This is a genomic window from Pseudomonas machongensis, assembly GCF_034961125.1.
GTDB classification, from domain to species: domain Bacteria; phylum Pseudomonadota; class Gammaproteobacteria; order Pseudomonadales; family Pseudomonadaceae; genus Aquipseudomonas; species Aquipseudomonas machongensis.
On the sequence record NZ_JAYFUI010000191.1, the window covers coordinates 112,415 to 127,369 of the forward strand.

The 14,955-nt window shown below is 64.0% G+C and carries 15 protein-coding genes; 9 read left to right on the forward strand and 6 right to left on the reverse strand.

What is annotated here, in order from left to right:
• Positions 1–50 precede the first annotated feature (50 nt).
• Positions 51–962 (reverse strand): LysR family transcriptional regulator, encoded by a 912-nt coding sequence (locus tag VA602_RS24480; protein ID WP_323454578.1) that lies wholly within the window; start codon positions 960–962, stop codon positions 51–53.
• A gap of 150 nt (positions 963–1,112) precedes the next feature.
• Here VA602_RS24480 and VA602_RS24485 point away from each other — a divergent pair, with 150 nt between their 5' ends.
• The 4 genes from VA602_RS24485 to VA602_RS24500 are packed head-to-tail and all read left to right on the forward strand — an operon-like array spanning position 1,113 to position 4,805.
• The gene (locus tag VA602_RS24485) at positions 1,113–2,399 is read left to right on the forward strand and encodes an MFS transporter (protein ID WP_323454579.1); all 1,287 of its coding nucleotides are present in this window, start codon (positions 1,113–1,115) and stop codon (positions 2,397–2,399) included.
• 9 nt (positions 2,400–2,408) lie between these two features.
• Complete coding sequence (locus VA602_RS24490) at positions 2,409–3,185, forward strand: 5-oxoprolinase subunit PxpA (RefSeq protein ID WP_065861439.1); 777 nt, start codon at positions 2,409–2,411, stop codon at positions 3,183–3,185.
• 10 nt (positions 3,186–3,195) lie between these two features.
• A complete protein-coding gene (pxpB, locus tag VA602_RS24495; protein WP_323454580.1) occupies positions 3,196–3,891 on the forward strand; it encodes a 5-oxoprolinase subunit PxpB in 696 nt (231 codons plus the stop codon).
• Positions 3,888–4,805 (forward strand): 5-oxoprolinase subunit C family protein, encoded by a 918-nt coding sequence (locus VA602_RS24500; protein ID WP_323454581.1) that lies wholly within the window; start codon positions 3,888–3,890, stop codon positions 4,803–4,805. Before pxpB ends, VA602_RS24500 begins: the two co-directional genes overlap by 4 nt.
• A gap of 105 nt (positions 4,806–4,910) precedes the next feature.
• Here VA602_RS24500 and VA602_RS24505 read toward each other — a convergent pair whose 3' ends face one another.
• From VA602_RS24505 to VA602_RS24515, 3 genes are all read right to left on the reverse strand, one after another.
• Positions 4,911–6,089: a vWA domain-containing protein gene (locus VA602_RS24505; protein WP_054895021.1), complete on the reverse strand. Its 1,179-nt coding sequence runs from the start codon at positions 6,087–6,089 to the stop codon at positions 4,911–4,913.
• A 10-nt stretch (positions 6,090–6,099) separates the two neighbouring features.
• Positions 6,100–6,945, reverse strand: coding sequence for an AAA family ATPase (locus tag VA602_RS24510; protein ID WP_054895020.1), 846 nt, complete (start codon positions 6,943–6,945; stop codon positions 6,100–6,102).
• A gap of 211 nt (positions 6,946–7,156) precedes the next feature.
• Positions 7,157–8,230 carry a DUF748 domain-containing protein gene (locus VA602_RS24515; RefSeq protein WP_323454582.1) on the reverse strand — a complete coding sequence of 358 codons (1,074 nt, stop codon included), beginning with the start codon at positions 8,228–8,230 and terminating at the stop codon, positions 7,157–7,159.
• Positions 8,231–8,365: 135 nt separating this feature from the next.
• Between VA602_RS24515 and cysK the strand changes: the two genes are divergently transcribed.
• The 4 genes from cysK (at position 8,366) to VA602_RS24535 (ending at position 11,717) form a co-directional block, all read left to right on the forward strand.
• Positions 8,366–9,340, forward strand: a complete 975-nt coding sequence (gene cysK / locus VA602_RS24520; protein ID WP_323454583.1) for a cysteine synthase A — start codon at positions 8,366–8,368, stop codon at positions 9,338–9,340.
• A gap of 164 nt (positions 9,341–9,504) precedes the next feature.
• Positions 9,505–10,440: an aspartyl/asparaginyl beta-hydroxylase domain-containing protein gene (locus VA602_RS24525; RefSeq protein WP_063543682.1), complete on the forward strand. Its 936-nt coding sequence runs from the start codon at positions 9,505–9,507 to the stop codon at positions 10,438–10,440.
• A gap of 120 nt (positions 10,441–10,560) precedes the next feature.
• Positions 10,561–10,722, forward strand: coding sequence for a hypothetical protein (locus VA602_RS24530; RefSeq protein ID WP_178117560.1), 162 nt, complete (start codon positions 10,561–10,563; stop codon positions 10,720–10,722).
• Positions 10,723–10,835: 113 nt separating this feature from the next.
• Positions 10,836–11,717: a DMT family transporter gene (locus VA602_RS24535; protein WP_054895016.1), complete on the forward strand. Its 882-nt coding sequence runs from the start codon at positions 10,836–10,838 to the stop codon at positions 11,715–11,717.
• A gap of 23 nt (positions 11,718–11,740) precedes the next feature.
• Here VA602_RS24535 and VA602_RS24540 read toward each other — a convergent pair whose 3' ends face one another.
• Positions 11,741–12,616, reverse strand: a complete 876-nt coding sequence (locus VA602_RS24540; protein ID WP_323454584.1) for a DMT family transporter — start codon at positions 12,614–12,616, stop codon at positions 11,741–11,743.
• Between the two features lie 151 nt (positions 12,617–12,767).
• Between VA602_RS24540 and aceK the strand changes: the two genes are divergently transcribed.
• Positions 12,768–14,483 carry a bifunctional isocitrate dehydrogenase kinase/phosphatase gene (aceK, locus tag VA602_RS24545; RefSeq protein ID WP_200603403.1) on the forward strand — a complete coding sequence of 572 codons (1,716 nt, stop codon included), beginning with the start codon at positions 12,768–12,770 and terminating at the stop codon, positions 14,481–14,483.
• A 131-nt stretch (positions 14,484–14,614) separates the two neighbouring features.
• On the opposite strand, the gene VA602_RS24550 is transcribed toward aceK, so the two are convergent.
• The coding region (locus tag VA602_RS24550) for an integrase core domain-containing protein (protein WP_323454585.1) at positions 14,615–14,955 on the reverse strand (341 nt) is incomplete at its 5' end.

The window sequence follows — 14,955 nt, forward strand, 5'->3', positions numbered from 1 at the left end:
TGTGGGAGCGGGCTTGTCCCGCGATAGGGCCGACACTGACACTGCCTGGCTCAGACCAGCACAATCCGCTGCACCCCCACATCCTGCGCATAGCGCCCCAGCACCTGCTGGCACAACCCTACCACTTCATCGACCAGCTCCACCCCGGTCTGCCACGACACCACCAACTCCAGGCTAGGCGGTGGCTGCAGCCCGGTCAGCAGCACCAGCTCGCCGCGTGCCAGCTCTGCGGCGACCAGCGCCGGGGGCAGGGCGCCGATACCGAAGCCGTCGCGCAGCAGCCGGGTGATCGCCGACACCGAGTTCACGCAGTTCAGCCGCGGCGTCTCGCTTCCCGCGCTCTGCAGCAGGCTGAATACCTCCTGGTGCGGCCGGGAGTTGCGCGAAAAGGTGATGATCCGCTCGCGCGCCAGTTCGGCCAGCGACGCATAGTCACGATGATGCGGTGAGCCGGTAGCGACGATCCAGCCCATGGGATAGCGCGCCAGGTCCAGGCTGCGGATGCTTTCCTGGCGCAGCAGGTCGGTCTGCAGGATCACGTCGAGAAACCCCTTCTGCAACTGGTCGCGCAGGTTCAGCGAGGTGTCGGCGACCAACTCGATTTCAACCTGCGGGTAGCGCTCGGTCAACTCGGCCACCAAGGCGCTCATCCAGGTGTGGATCACCGTGTCCATGACCCCCAGGCGGATCCGGCCGACCACCGCCCGTTCGCCGCCCAGCGACTGTTTCATCGCCTTGGCGGTGTCGAGCATGCGCTCGGCGTACTCCAGCACCTTGCTGCCTTCCGGGGTCAGGCTGACACCGCGCGAGTCGCGCAGCAGCAGCTTCACGCCGAGGTCGGCCTCCAGTGCGGCGATGCGGCTGGACACCGAGGCCTGGGTGGTGAACAGCTTCTCGGCGGTGAGGCGAAAGCTCTTGAGCCGGGCGACCCAGACGAAGGTTTCGAGAAATCGCAGGTTCATCGTGTGCTCGCAAGGCTGGGCGATCAGGTTTTCTTGTTCCAGACCGACGGTTTTTCTCGTTGGACGCAGGTTGCGCGGGCTTTGAACAATAGCGTCCAGGCCGCGAACACGCAGTCGTTCCTCAAACAATACCAACAAGCCGAGGCATCCATGAACCCCACCGGCGTACAGCAGCAGGCACCCGCCCGATCTTCGGGCGGGCCCTTTGCCTGGTACCGTGACATCGACTCCCAGCAACGACGCACCTTCTGGAGCTGCAAGATCGGCTATGGCCTGGACGGCATGGACACGCAGATGCTCAGCTTCGTCATCCCCACCCTGATCATGATCTGGGGCATCAGCACCGCCGAGGCCGGCCTGATCCACACCAGCACCCTGATCGCCTCGGCCATCGGCGGCTGGGTCGCCGGTATCCTCTCCGACCGCATCGGCCGCGTACGCACCCTGCAACTGACCGTGCTGTGGTTCGCCTTCTTCACCTTCCTCTGCGGCTTCGCCCAGAGCTACGAGCAGCTGCTGATCGCCCGCACCCTGATGGGCTTTGGCTTCGGTGGCGAGTGGACCGCCGGTGCGGTGCTGATCGGCGAGGTGATCCGCGCCCAGGACCGCGGCAAGGCAGTGGGCATGGTGCAATCGGGCTGGGCCATCGGCTGGGGCCTGACCGCGATCCTCTACGCCTTGTTGTTCTCCTGGCTGCCGGCCGAACAGGCCTGGCGTGCACTGTTCCTGCTCGGGCTGTTGCCGGCGATCTTCGTGATCTTCGTACGCCGCATGGTCAAGGACCCGGAGGTCTACCGCGAAGCCAAGCGTGCAGAAAAGCCCGAAGCGCCTTCGCACTTCTACGAAATCTTCGCCTCCGGCATGCTCTGGACCACGATCCGCGCTTCGCTGCTGACCACCGGCGCCCTGGGTGGCTACTACGCCATCACCTCGTGGCTGCCGACCTTCCTCAAGAACGAGCGCGGCCTGAGCGTGCTGGGCACCGGCGGCTATCTGGCCATGGTCATCGTCGGTTCCTACATCGGCTATGTGATCAGCGCCTACCTCAGCGACCTGCTGGGGCGTCGCAAGAATTTCATCCTGTTCGCGGTGGGTTCGTTCGTCATCGTTCTGCTCTACACGCAGATGCCGGTCAGTGACGGCGTGATGCTGTGGCTGGGCTTCCCGCTGGGCTTCTTCGCCTCGGGCATCTTCAGCGGCATGGGGGCTTTCCTCACCGAACTGTTCCCCACGCGCATCCGTGGCTCGGGGCAGGGCTTCTGCTACAACATCGGCAAGGTGCTGGCGGCGATGTTCCCGCTGCTGATCGGCCTGCTTGGCGAGAAGATCCCGTTGGGCCTGGGCATCGGCGCATTCGCTGCGGTGTCTTACGGTATCGTGATCGTTGCCGCGCTGAGCCTGCCGGAAACCCGCGGCCAGGAACTGAAGGCGCGATAAGGTAGACCTATGAACAGCACAACAGGAGTACGACAGGTGAACCGCCTGCTTCTCAATTGCGACATGGGCGAGAGCTTCGGCAACTGGCGCATGGGCCTGGATGCCGAGGTCATGCCCTTCGTCGACTGCGCCAACATCGCCTGCGGCTACCATGCCGGCGACCCCGGCACCATGCGCCGTACCGTAGCGCTGGCGCTGCAGCATGGCGTGACCATCGGTGCGCATCCGGCCTACCCGGACCTGGTCGGCTTCGGCCGCCGTTCGATGGCCTGCAGCGACGACGAGATTCGCGATCTGCTGCACTACCAGATCGGCGCCCTGGACGGCATCTGCAAGGTGCTCGGTGGCCGCGTGGCCTACGTCAAGCCGCATGGCGCGCTGTACAACGACATGATGGCCGACCCGCAGAAGTTGCGTGCGGTGCTCGAAGCCGTGGCCGCCTACGACGCCGGCCTGCCGCTGATGCTGATGGCCACCGCCGACGACAGCGCTGCACAGGCCCTGGGCGACGAGATCGGGGTGCCGCTGTGGTTCGAAGCGTTCGCTGACCGCGCCTACACCGCCAGCGGCCACCTGGTGTCGCGCCGGCTGCCCGGCGCCGTGCACCATGACCCGGCCCTGGTGGTCGAACAGGCCGTGCGCCTGGCGCGTGGCGAGGCACTGGTGGCCAACGACGGCAGCGCGCTGCGCCTCGATGCCGCCACCTTGTGCGTGCATGGCGACAACGAAAGCTCGGTGGCTGCGGTGCGGCAGATCCGCCAGGCCCTCGATGCGTTGCAGGCATGAGGATGTCGCGATGAAGCCACGTATCGAAGTGGTGGCGATCGACAGCCTGATGGTGCGGGTGTTCGACACCATCGACGAGGCCAACATGCCGTGGATCCTCGCCGCCAACCAGCGCCTGCGTGCAGCGTTCGGTGAGCACCTGGTCGACCTGGTACCGTCCTACACCACCCTGATGCTGCAGTCGAACCTGGCGCCAGGTGAGGCGCGCGCGCGAATTGGCCAGGCGCTGGAAGGCTTGCAGCCGGATGCAGGCCACAGTGGTCGGCGTCACGAGATTCCGGTGTGGTACCACGCCAGTGTCGGCCCGGAGCTGGCGCTGCTGGCTGCGCGCAGCGGCCTGAGCGAAGACGAGGTGATTGGCCTGCACTGTGCGCGTGACTACCCGGTGTTCGCCCTGGGTTTTGCACCGGGGTTCGGGTTCATGGGGCTGGTGGACGAACGCCTGGCCACGCCACGCCTGAGCACACCGCGCAAGCGCGTTGCAGCCGGTAGCGTGGGCATCGCCGAGCGGCAGACGGCGGCCTATCCTGCGGTGTCGCCGGGTGGCTGGAACCTGATCGGGCGTACGCCGGTGCGTCTGTTCGACCGCGAACGTGATGGCTACAGCTTGCTGCAGCCGGGTGACCGGGTACGTTTCGTGGCGGTGTCGCACACCGAATTCATGGCATTGGGCGGGGACGACCGTCCTTTGGAGGCGCTGGCATGACGCAGTTGAGGATCGAAGCCAGCACCGCGCTGTGCCAGCTACAGGACGCCGGGCGCCTGGGTGTGCGGCATCTGGGCGTGACCCAGGGCGGGGCGCTGGACTGGGTGGCGATGAACTGGGCCAACTGGCTGCTGGGCAATGCCCTGGACGCGCCCGTGGTGGAGGTGGCGCTGGGTGGTTTGAGCCTGCTCGCCGAGCAGGACTGTGTGCTGGCCCTGGCCGGCGCCGACCTGGACGCCAGGGTCGACGACCAGCCGCTGGCGCCCTGGCGCAGTTTCGCCCTGCACAAGGGCCAACGCCTGACGCTGCGGCAACCACGCCAGGGTGTGCGTGCCTACCTGGCCGCCCCTGGCGGTTTTGCCGGCGAAGCCGTGCTGGGCAGTTGTTCGACGGTGGCGCGTGAAGCGCTGGGGGGCATCGAGGGGCGCGGCGAGGCGCTGACCAAGGGGCAGGCTCTGCGCTTTGCCGAGGGCGCACCGGCCTTGCGTGAAGTGCCCGAAGCCCTGCGCCCGGAATATCCGGCCAAGCCGGTACTGGACCTGGTGATGGGCGCACAGATCGGCGACTTCAGCGGCACCAGCCTGTTCGAGGCCTTCAACAGCGACTGGACGCTGGACAGCCGTGCCGATCGCATGGGCAGCCGCCTGCTGGGGCCGCAACTGGTCTACCAGGGGGCGCCGATGATTTCCGAGGGGATTCCCTTGGGGGCGGTGCAGGTGCCGCCGGATGGTCAGCCGATCGTGCTGCTCAATGATCGCCAGACCATCGGCGGCTATCCGCGGCTGGGGGCCTTGACGCCACTGGCGCTGGCACAGCTGGCGCAGTGCATGCCAGGGGCGGTGGTGCGGTTCAGGGCGGTGGTGCAGGAGACGGCGTGGCGGCAGCAGCACGGGTATCTGCAGCGCTGGGCCTGAGCTATCGTGCCCTATCGCGGGGCAAGCCCGCGCCCACAGATTCCCCACTGTTCGCAGGGGCGGTAGGGGACCTGCGGGCTTGCCCCGCGATAGGGGCGGTACAGGCTACTTGGACAGATACCTCATCGCTTCCTCCAACCCCTGCAAGGTCAGCGGGAACATCCGGTCTTCGACCAGCTCGCGCACCAATTGGGTGGACGCGGTGTAGTTCCAGGTCTGCTTGGGGTAGGGGTTGATCCAGACGATCTTCCTGAATTTCTCCATGAAGCGCTGCATCCACACGTACCCGGCCTCTTCGTTCCAGTGCTCGACGCTGCCGCCCGGCTGGGTGATCTCGTACGGCGCCATCGCCGCATCGCCGACGAACACCACTTTGTAGTCATCGCCGTACTTGTGCAGCAGATCGAAGGTGGAAAACCGCTCGGAGGTGCGGCGCAGGTTGTTCTTCCACACCGATTCGTAGACGAAGTTGTGGAAGTAGTAGTACTCCAGATGCTTGAACTCGGTCTTGCAGGCCGAGAACAGCTCCTCGCAGACTTTCACGTGGGCATCCATCGAGCCGCCGATATCGAACAGCAACAGCAGCTTGACCGTGTTGCGCCGTTCCGGACGCATCTGGATGTTCAACAGCCCGGCATCGCGGGCGGTGTGGTCGATGGTGCCGTCGATATCGAGCTCCTCGGCGGCGCCTTCGCGGGCGAACTTGCGCAGGCGGCGCAGGGCCAGCTTGATGTTGCGCGTGCCCAGCTCGACCTGGTCGTCGAGGTTCTTGTACTCGCGCTGGTCCCACACCTTGACCGCCTTGCCCTGGCGTTTGCCGGCCTCGCCGACGCGAATGCCTTCGGGGTTGAAACCGCCGGAGCCGAACGGGCTGGTGCCGCCTGTGCCGATCCACTTGTTGCCGCCGGCGTGGCGTTCCTTCTGTTCCTCGAGACGCTTCTTGAATTCCTCGATCAGCTTGTCGAGCCCGCCGAGCGACTGGATCTGTGCGCGCTCTTCATCGCTGAGCGAGCGTTCGAACTCCTTGCGCAGCCATTCTTCGGGGATCAGCGCTTCCAGGTGGCGGTCGAGGTTTTCCAGGCCCTTGAAATAGGCCGAGAAGGCGCGGTCGAACTTGTCGAAATGGCGCTCGTCCTTGACCAGGATTGCCCGCGCCAGATAGTAGAACTCGTCCATGTCGGCGAATACCACGCGCTGTTGCAGGGCGTTGAGCAGGTCGAGCAGTTCGCGCACCGACACCGGCACCTTGGCCGCGCGCATTTCATTGAACAGGTTGAGCAGCATGGCCAGCCCCTCAGCGGTTGCCGCGACGGCTCATGAAGGCCAGGCGCTCCAGCAGTTGTACGTCCTGTTCGTTCTTGACCAGGGCACCGGCCAGCGGCGGGATGGCCTTGGTCGGATCACGCTCGCGCAGCACCGCCTCACCGATGTTGTCGGCCATCAGCAGCTTGAGCCAATCGACCAGCTCGGAAGTGGAGGGCTTCTTCTTCAGGCCCGGCACCTTGCGCACGTCGAAGAATACGTCCAGCGCCTCGCTGACCAGCGACTGCTTGATGTTCGGGTAGTGCACATCGACGATGCGCTGCAGGGTCTCGCGGTCGGGGAAGGCGATGTAGTGGAAGAAGCAGCGGCGCAGGAAGGCGTCGGGCAGCTCTTTTTCGTTGTTGGAGGTGATGATGATGATCGGGCGCTGTTTCGCCTTGATGGTCTCGTCGATTTCGTAGACGTAGAACTCCATCTTGTCGAGTTCCTGCAGCAGGTCGTTGGGGAACTCGATGTCGGCCTTGTCGATCTCGTCGATCAGCAGGATGACGCGCTCATCGGCCTCGAAGGCTTCCCACAGCTTGCCTTTCTTCAGGTAGTTGCGCACGTCGTGGACCTTGTCCACGCCCAGTTGCGAGTCGCGCAGGCGGCTCACCGCATCGTACTCGTAGAGGCCCTGGTGGGCCTTGGTGGTGGACTTGATGTGCCAGGTGATCAGGCGTGCACCGAAAGATTCGGCCAATTGCTCGGCCAGCATGGTCTTGCCGGTGCCTGGCTCGCCCTTGACCAGCAGCGGGCGTTCGAGGGTGATGGCCGCGTTGACCGCCAGCTTCAGGTCGTCGGTGGCGACGTAGTTGCGGGTGCCTTCGAATTTCATGGAGCCGATCCTCTGCGGGGTGTCGATGGCGGCCTCATCGCGGGACAAGCCCGCTTCCACAGGGGGAGGGTACCTTGTGGGAGGGGGCTTGCCCGCGAAAAGGCCGACACCGAGAACTCATGTCTATGATGTGCCCCGACTATAACGCGGCCCCAGGCCGCTGCAAACGCAGACCGGGTATTCAGTCCCTGAATGGCCCGTCACCCGCGTTTCAGTCAGTCTTGGGCGGCGGCTGCTCGTAGCGGGCGTTGAATGCCTGGACGAAACCATTGCGCAATATCTGCAGGAACGCCTCGAATGCGCTGATGTTCTGTTGATGCACACTGCCGCTGAGTTCGACGCGGGTGGCGAACTGATTCTTCGGCTGGTTCTTCAGCACCGTTTCACTGGCACCGACCACCGCCTCCCAGATCGAGCGGAAGAAGCCTTTGTCCTTGTCTTCGACATCCTGCTGCCAGTCGAACACATCGACATCACGCAGCAGCGGCTTTATGTAGCCGTTGAGCCTACCGTTCTCGGCCTGGGCCTCGATCACCACGTCACCATGCCCGGCATTGAAGTCGAACTTGCCATAGGCACTGGCGAAGTCGTTGAGCCGGCGCAGTTCGATGCCGGTGGCGCGCAGACGGAATTCGAAGTCGTCGAAGTCGCTGAACGGGTCGAAGGTGGCGCGGCTTTCGACCTTGGCATCGCCGGCAATCAGCGCGTCGGCCTCGAAGCTGGCGTCGCGTCGGCCTTTTTCGTCGCGCACGTTGGTCAGGTTGCGGATGCTGGCCTGGAGCTGTGTGGCCTTGAGGTCCACCGGCGGCTTGGAGTTGAAGTTGCGAAAGGTCAGGGTGCCGTTTTCGATGCGCACTTCGTTGAGCGTAATCGGCAGCAGTTTCTCCAGTTGCTGGCGCCAGTCTGTGCCCTGGCCGGTCTGCGAGTTCTGTTTGCTGCCGCCATCGACGAAGTTGAGCTCGGGCCGCACGAAGGCCACCTCGGCGACCACGGCCTGGTCGTACCACAGCGAATGCCAACTGACTGACAGGTCGATCAGCGGCGCATCGAGCAGCGGCACCGGCACTTTGCCGGTGGTCTTGACGATCTTCAGCCCGTTGATCTGGTAGGCGCCGCGCCACCAGGCGAGGTCGACGTCGGCGACCTCGCCGCGGTAGTCGCCCATGTCGGCGAGCTTGTCGTTGAGGTAGTCGCGAACCAGGTAGGGCAGGGCCAGGTGCAGGGCGACCAGCAGCACGATCAGGCCGGCCAGGCCGATCAGCGGCCAGCGATAACGGGCTTTCATCGCAAGCTCTCCAGGGCAGGTTGTGCGGTTGACCGCCAGGCGCCGGGCTTGGTTCGAACGGGCTTTACGGGCTGCCGGGGCAGGCTTACCCTTGAGGCTTTCCCGCCTGTTTCCAACGATTCAAGGACCCCTGCCATGAGCCGTATCTACGCCGACAACGCCCACTCCATCGGCAACACGCCGCTGGTGCAGATCAACCGCATCGCCCCGCGCGGGGTCACCATCCTGGCCAAGATCGAAGGGCGCAACCCAGGGTATTCGGTGAAGTGCCGGATCGGCGCGAACATGGTCTGGGACGCCGAAGGCAGCGGCAAGCTCAAGCCGGGCATGACCATTGTCGAGCCCACCTCGGGCAACACCGGCATCGGCCTTGCCTTCGTCGCTGCGGCGCGCGGCTACAAGCTGATGCTGACCATGCCGGCCTCCATGAGCCTGGAGCGGCGCAAGGTGCTCAAGGCGCTGGGCGCCGAGCTGGTGCTGACCGACCCTGCCAAGGGCATGAAAGGGGCGATCGAGAAAGCCAACGAGATCGTCGCATCCGATCCTGCGTTGTACTTCCAGCCAGGTCAGTTCGAAAACCCCGCCAACCCCGCAATTCACGAGAAGACCACCGGGCCTGAAATCTGGAACGACACCGACGGCGCCGTTGACGTGCTGGTCGCAGGTGTCGGCACCGGCGGCACCATTACCGGCGTGTCGCGCTACATCAAGCACACCCAGGGCAAGCCGGTGCTGTCGGTGGCCGTGGAGCCGGTGGCTTCGCCGCTGATCAGCCAGACCCTGGCCGGCGAGGAACTCAAGCCCACCCCGCACAAGATCCAGGGCATCGGCGCAGGCTTCGTGCCGAAGAACCTCGACCTGTCGGTCGTCGACCAGGTCGAGCAAGTCACCGATGAAGAGTCCAAGGCCATGGCCATCCGCCTGATGCAGGAGGAGGGGATCCTGTGCGGCATTTCCTGCGGCGCGGCGATGGCGGCGGCAGTGCGCCTGGCAGAAAAGCCGGAGATGCAGGGCAAGACCATCGTGGTGATCCTGCCGGATTCGGGCGAGCGTTACCTGTCGAGCATGTTGTTCAGCGACATGTTCAGCGAGCAGGAAAACCAGCAGTAACGTCAGGTCGACAGCGCAGTCAGCAAGCCGAGGAGTGCTGATCCGGGTCAAGCGACCTCGATCTTCATCCTCGCGCTTGCCGCTTGTGACTTGCAGCGGCCTTCGATGGGTTTATCATGTCCGGCTATCTGGGGATGGCCTGATTTCCCCTCAAGGAGTGTTGCATGACCTTTTCCTTCGTCGCCAAGGCGGGTGTCCTGCTGGTGTTCTTCGGCAGTGTGCTGTTCGTGCACCTGCGCGGCAAGGCACGCCTGCCGGTACTGCGCCAGTTCGTCAACCATTCGGCGCTGTTCGCTCCCTACAACAGCCTGATGTACCTGTTCTCCGGTGTGCCTTCCAAACCTTACCTGGACCGTCAGCGTTTCCCCGAGCTGGATGTGCTCAAGGATAACTGGCAGGAGATCCGCGAAGAGGCCATGCGCCTGTTCGACGAGGGGTATATCCGCGCAGCCGAAAAGGACAACGACGCCGGCTTCGGTTCGTTTTTCAAGAAGGGCTGGAAGCGGTTCTACCTGAAATGGTACGACAAGCCACTGCCGTCGGCCGAGGCACTGTGCCCGCGTACCGTCGAGCTGGTCAGCAGCATCCCCAACGTCAAGGGTGCAATGTTCGCCCTGTTGCCTGGCGGTAGCCACCTGAACCCGCACCGCGATCCGTTTGCCGGCTCCCTGCGCTATCACCTGGGGTTGTCCACGCCCAACTCCGACGACTGCCGCATCTACGTCGACGGCCAGGTCTACGCCTGGCGTGACGGCGAAGATGTGATGTTCGATGAAACCTATGTGCACTGGGTGAAGAACGAAACCGACGTGACGCGGGTGATCCTGTTCTGCGACGTCGAGCGTCCGCTCAACAGCCCGCTGATGACCCGCATCAACCGCAAGGTCAGCGCGTTCCTGGGCCGCGCCACCGCGCCGCAGAACACCGACGACGAGCGGGTGGGCGGGATCAACCAGGCCTACGCCTGGAGCAAGCGCTTCAGCAACCGCATCAGCACTCATGTGAAGCAGTTCAAGCGCTCCAACCCCAAGGCCTACCGCATCCTGCGGCCGGTGCTGGCGGTGGTGGTGGCCTATCTGCTGTATCGCTGGTTGTTCTGATTCGCTGCGGCCTTCTTCGCGGGCTTTCCGCGAAAAAGGCCGTCCGATCACCTAGGGTGTTGCCCAGCCCCGCATTCACGGATATATTCCGAAACATTCATCTTCCCCGAAGACCTGTTCATGCCAGCCAGCCCTTCCACCACCGCCTTCGTTCTCGCGCCTGTCGCGGGCGTTGTCGTGCGTGGCAGCCAGCAGCCGGCCATGATCAGTCACTACCCACCACCTGTCAGTGGCGTCGTCGGCGGCGTATCCCCGCCCCGCTGCGTGGTCGTGCTGGGCTGATCGGCGTTCTCGCCGGCCCAAGCGCACTCGCAACCTACTGAACACGGTCGGCCTCTTTCCTCGCTGAAGCGCGCCCACCGTTTGGCTCTTGCCCAATATTCAGGTGGCAATACATGTCTGTCCTTTCGAAAGCATCCGTGGCCTCGGCGGCCACCACCAGCCTGTTCGTCCTGCTGTGGAGCAGCGGGGCGATCGTCTCCAAGCTCGGCCTGGCCCAGGCCAGCCCCTTCGCCTTCCTGCTGCTGCGTTCGGCATTGGCCCTGGCAGGGCTGTTGCTGATCGGCCCCTTGCTGAGGTTGCGCTGGCCGCGCAGTCGCGGCGGTATCCTGCGCGCCCTGGGGACCGGTTGCGTGCTGCTCGGCGCATACCAGATCTTTTACCTGCTGGCGCTCAACACCCACGTCACCCCTGGTGTCATGGCCACGGTCATGGGGGTGCAACCGATCCTCACCGTGGTGCTGATGGAGCGCCAGCGTTCATGGAGCCGTTTGTTCGGTCTGGGTCTGGGGCTTGGCGGGTTGGTGATGGTGGTCTACCAGGGCATCAACCTGGGTGGGGTTTCCCTCGCCGGAATGCTGTTTGCCTTGCTGGCGCTGACCAGCATGACGTTCGGCTCGATCCTGCAGAAGCGCATCACCGACAACCCGATGGGAACCTTGCCGCTGCAATACCTGGCAGGGTTTGCCCTGTGTGCGGTGTTTGCGCCGTTCCAGCCGCTGCATGTCGAATGGAGCGCAAGCTTCGTCGGCGCCCTGCTGTGGATGGGGTTGGTGGTGTCGTTGCTGGCGACGCTGCTGCTCTACCGGTTGATCGCCCGAGGCAACCTGGTCAATGTCACCAGCCTGTTCTACCTGGTGCCAGCGGTGACCGCGGTGATGGATTTCCTCATCTTCGGTAACCGCCTGGCGCCGCTGAGCCTGCTGGGGATGGGGTTGATCGTGGTGGGGTTGCTGTTCGTGTTCCGCAAGCCTGGGGTGAAGATGGCCGAGGCCTGAATACCGCCTGCGGCCGTACGGTTTCAGGTACGCGCCGGCCGCAGCACCAACCACAGTGCTGCGGCTATCAGGACCCCGCCATACAGGTGTGCCATCGACAGGGGCTCATCCAGCAACCACGCCCCCCACAGCACCCCGAACACCGGAATCAGGAAGGTCACGGTACTGGCCTTGACGGGTCCGATCTCGTTGAGCAGGCGGAAGTACAGGATGTAGGCGAAGGCCGTGCACACCAGACCCAGGCCCAGCAACGACAGCCACACCGACCAACCACCCCAGCTGGCGGGTGGTTGGGTCAGTGCGCTCCAGGCAAACAGCGGGCTGAGCAGCAAGGTCGCTCCCAGCATGCTGCCCAGGGCCGACAGGCGGCTGTCCAGGCCGCCGATCCAGCGGCGGGCGAGAAAGCCGGCGAAGCCATAGCAGGTGGTCGCCGCAAGGCACGCCAGGGCGCCTTGCACCAGGGCCATGTCCAGCGCCACCGGGCCTGCACCGCTGAGGATGCCGACGCCGAACAGGCCAAGGAAGATCCCGCACAGTTTGGGCAGGGTCATGCTTTCGCGGAAGAACAACGCGCCGATCAGCACGCCCATCAGGGGTGTGGTGGCGTTGAAGATTGCCGAATACCCCGCTGGCAGTACCTGCGCGGCGACTGAATAGAACGTCGCCGGAATGCCCGAGTTGATCATGCCCAGCACCAGGCAGGCGCCGAGCTTGCCCTGGAAGTCCCAGCGCACCCTGGCTGCGGCGAGGATGCCGATCAGGCCGAGGCAGGCGATGGAGACGCGAAAGAAGGCGGTCGGTACCGTACCCAGTTCAGGGGCGATGATGCGCATGAACAGGAAGCTCGCACCCCAGACGGCAGCGAGGGTCAGCAGGCGGGCGAGGGCGATGGGGCTCACGGGTATCTCCGGGTTCTGGGCAGGGGCGCGAGTGTACGTCAGGTGTCGGGGCGTTTCTTGTGCTTTCTTGCTTTGGCAATTGTGTTGCCCCGCGAAAAGACCGACACCCGACTAAGCTCTTTTCATTCCGCCACCCACCGAGCCTCTCACCATGCCCCAGCCCTGGCCCGCCGCAGCCATCGCCCGGATGATCCTCGATGGCTTCGACAACTACCGAGAACACTTTCGCCGCATCACCCTGGGCGCCCGCGAACGCTTCGAACAGGCGCAATGGCAGGCGATCCAGCAGGCCGCTGCTGCGCGGATCAACCTGTACGAGGAGAAGGTCGCCGAGGTCAACGGCTGGCTGCGCGAAGGTTTCGACGCCTCGCTGCTGCTGGACGTGGAGCACTGGCCGCTGGTCAAGAGCGCCTACATCCGCCTGATCGACCCGCGCCTGGACGATGAGCTGGCCGAGACCTGGTACAACTCGCTGTTCTGCAGCCTGTTCAGCCACGACCTGATCAGCGACGGCTGCATGTTCATCCACACCACCCGCCCGGCCATGCGCGGCCACGAGCGCGCGGCACAGACCCGCACCTATCAGTTGCGCGACGGCCTGGGTGGTCTGTTGCGGGCGATCCTTGCCGACCAGGCTTTCGAGGTGCCCTATGGCGACCTCGACGCCGACCTGGCGCGCCTTGAGGAGCGACTGCGTGAATGCCTGCCCGACTGGGTATGCAAGGACCCGGCGCTGGCCGTGGAGCTGTTCTCCTCGGTGCTGTACCGCAACAAGGGCGCCTATCTGGTCGGGCGTCTGTACACCCGTGACGAGCAGTGGCCGCTGGTGATCCCGCTACTGCATCGCGAGGGCCATGGCATCGAGGCCGATGCGCTGATCACCGATGAGGCCGAGGTGTCGATCATCTTCTCGTTCACCCGCTCGTACTTCATGGTCGATGTGCCGGTGCCGGCGGAGTTCGTCAACTTTCTCAAGCGCATTCTGCCGGGCAAGCACGTTGCCGAGTTGTATACCTCGATCGGCTTCTACAAGCATGGCAAGTCGGAGTTCTACCGCGCGTTGATCAATCATCTGGCCAGTACCGACGACCGTTTCGTCATGGCACCCGGCGTGCGCGGCATGGTGATGAGCGTGTTCACCCTGCCGGGCTTCAATACCGTGTTCAAGATCATCAAGGACCGCTTTTCACCCTCCAAGACCGTCGACCGAGCCACGGTGATCGAAAAATACCGCCTGGTGAAAAGTGTCGACCGCGTGGGGCGCATGGCCGATACCCAGGAGTTCGCAGATTTTCGCTTCCCGGTGGCCAAGTTCGAAGCCGATTGCCTGGCCGAGCTGCTGGAGGTCGCGCCTTCGACGGTGGTCGTGGAGGGTGACAGCGTGCTGATCCGCCACTGCTGGACCGAACGGCGCATGACGCCGTTGAACCTTTACCTGGAGCAGGCCAGCGAGGCCCAGGTGCTCGAAGCCCTGGAGGACTACGGGCTGGCGATCAAGCAACTGGCGGCGGCGAACATCTTTCCCGGCGACATGTTGCTGAAGAACTTCGGCGTTACCCGGCATGGGCGGGTGGTGTTCTATGACTACGACGAGATCAGCTATCTCACCGAGGTGAATTTTCGCCATATCCCGCCGCCGCGCTACCCGGAGGATGAGATGTCTGGCGAGCCGTGGTATTCGATCGGGCCGCATGATGTGTTTCCCGAGGAGTTTCCGCCGTTCCTGTTCGCCGATATCGGCCAGCGGCGGTTGTTCAGTCGGCTGCATGGGGAGCTGTATGACGCGGATTACTGGCAGGGATTGCAGGGGGCGATACGGGAAGGGAAGGTGATCGATGTGTTTCCCTATCGGCGCAGGGGCAGGTGAGGGGTATCAGTCGGTGATGGCCTTTTCGCGGGCAAGCCCGCTCCCACAAGCCCCCACTGCCCTTGAGTTCAGTGGGGGCTTGTGGGAGCGGGCTTGAACTGGTCAACTAATTTTGGACACCGGTTTAGGTTTTATGCCGCTTCCTTCAGCTTTTTCTCCATGGCTACCGGGGTTTCATAACCGTTGTAGCTGTGGAGGCGCTTCAGGTTGTAGCGCACCAAGTAAGCCTGGATATCCGCCCGAGCTTGCTCTTCGGTTTTATAGCCCTCAGCAGGGATCCACTCTGATTTCAGGGCCCCGAAGAAACGCTCCATGGCGGCATTGTCCCAACACTGTCCGCGATGACTCATGCTCTGGTTCAGGCTGTACTCTTCAAGTGCAGCCCTAAATTTGTGGCTGGTGTACTGACATCCCTGGTCGGAATGAAACATCACGCCTGTCGGTTTGCCACGGGACTCGGCTGCCATGTGCA

Coding starts and splice junctions, on each gene's coding strand:
- VA602_RS24480 (WP_323454578.1), bottom strand. CDS start 962: ATGAACCTGCGATTTCTCGAAACCTTCGTCTGGGTCGCCCGGCTCAAG.
- VA602_RS24485 (WP_323454579.1), top strand. CDS start 1,113: ATGAACCCCACCGGCGTACAGCAGCAGGCACCCGCCCGATCTTCGGGC.
- VA602_RS24490 (WP_065861439.1), top strand. CDS start 2,409: ATGAACAGCACAACAGGAGTACGACAGGTGAACCGCCTGCTTCTCAAT.
- pxpB (WP_323454580.1), top strand. CDS start 3,196: ATGAAGCCACGTATCGAAGTGGTGGCGATCGACAGCCTGATGGTGCGG.
- VA602_RS24500 (WP_323454581.1), top strand. CDS start 3,888: ATGACGCAGTTGAGGATCGAAGCCAGCACCGCGCTGTGCCAGCTACAG.
- VA602_RS24505 (WP_054895021.1), bottom strand. CDS start 6,089: ATGCTGCTCAACCTGTTCAATGAAATGCGCGCGGCCAAGGTGCCGGTG.
- VA602_RS24510 (WP_054895020.1), bottom strand. CDS start 6,945: ATGAAATTCGAAGGCACCCGCAACTACGTCGCCACCGACGACCTGAAG.
- VA602_RS24515 (WP_323454582.1), bottom strand. CDS start 8,230: ATGAAAGCCCGTTATCGCTGGCCGCTGATCGGCCTGGCCGGCCTGATC.
- cysK (WP_323454583.1), top strand. CDS start 8,366: ATGAGCCGTATCTACGCCGACAACGCCCACTCCATCGGCAACACGCCG.
- VA602_RS24525 (WP_063543682.1), top strand. CDS start 9,505: ATGACCTTTTCCTTCGTCGCCAAGGCGGGTGTCCTGCTGGTGTTCTTC.
- VA602_RS24530 (WP_178117560.1), top strand. CDS start 10,561: ATGCCAGCCAGCCCTTCCACCACCGCCTTCGTTCTCGCGCCTGTCGCG.
- VA602_RS24535 (WP_054895016.1), top strand. CDS start 10,836: ATGTCTGTCCTTTCGAAAGCATCCGTGGCCTCGGCGGCCACCACCAGC.
- aceK (WP_200603403.1), top strand. CDS start 12,768: ATGCCCCAGCCCTGGCCCGCCGCAGCCATCGCCCGGATGATCCTCGAT.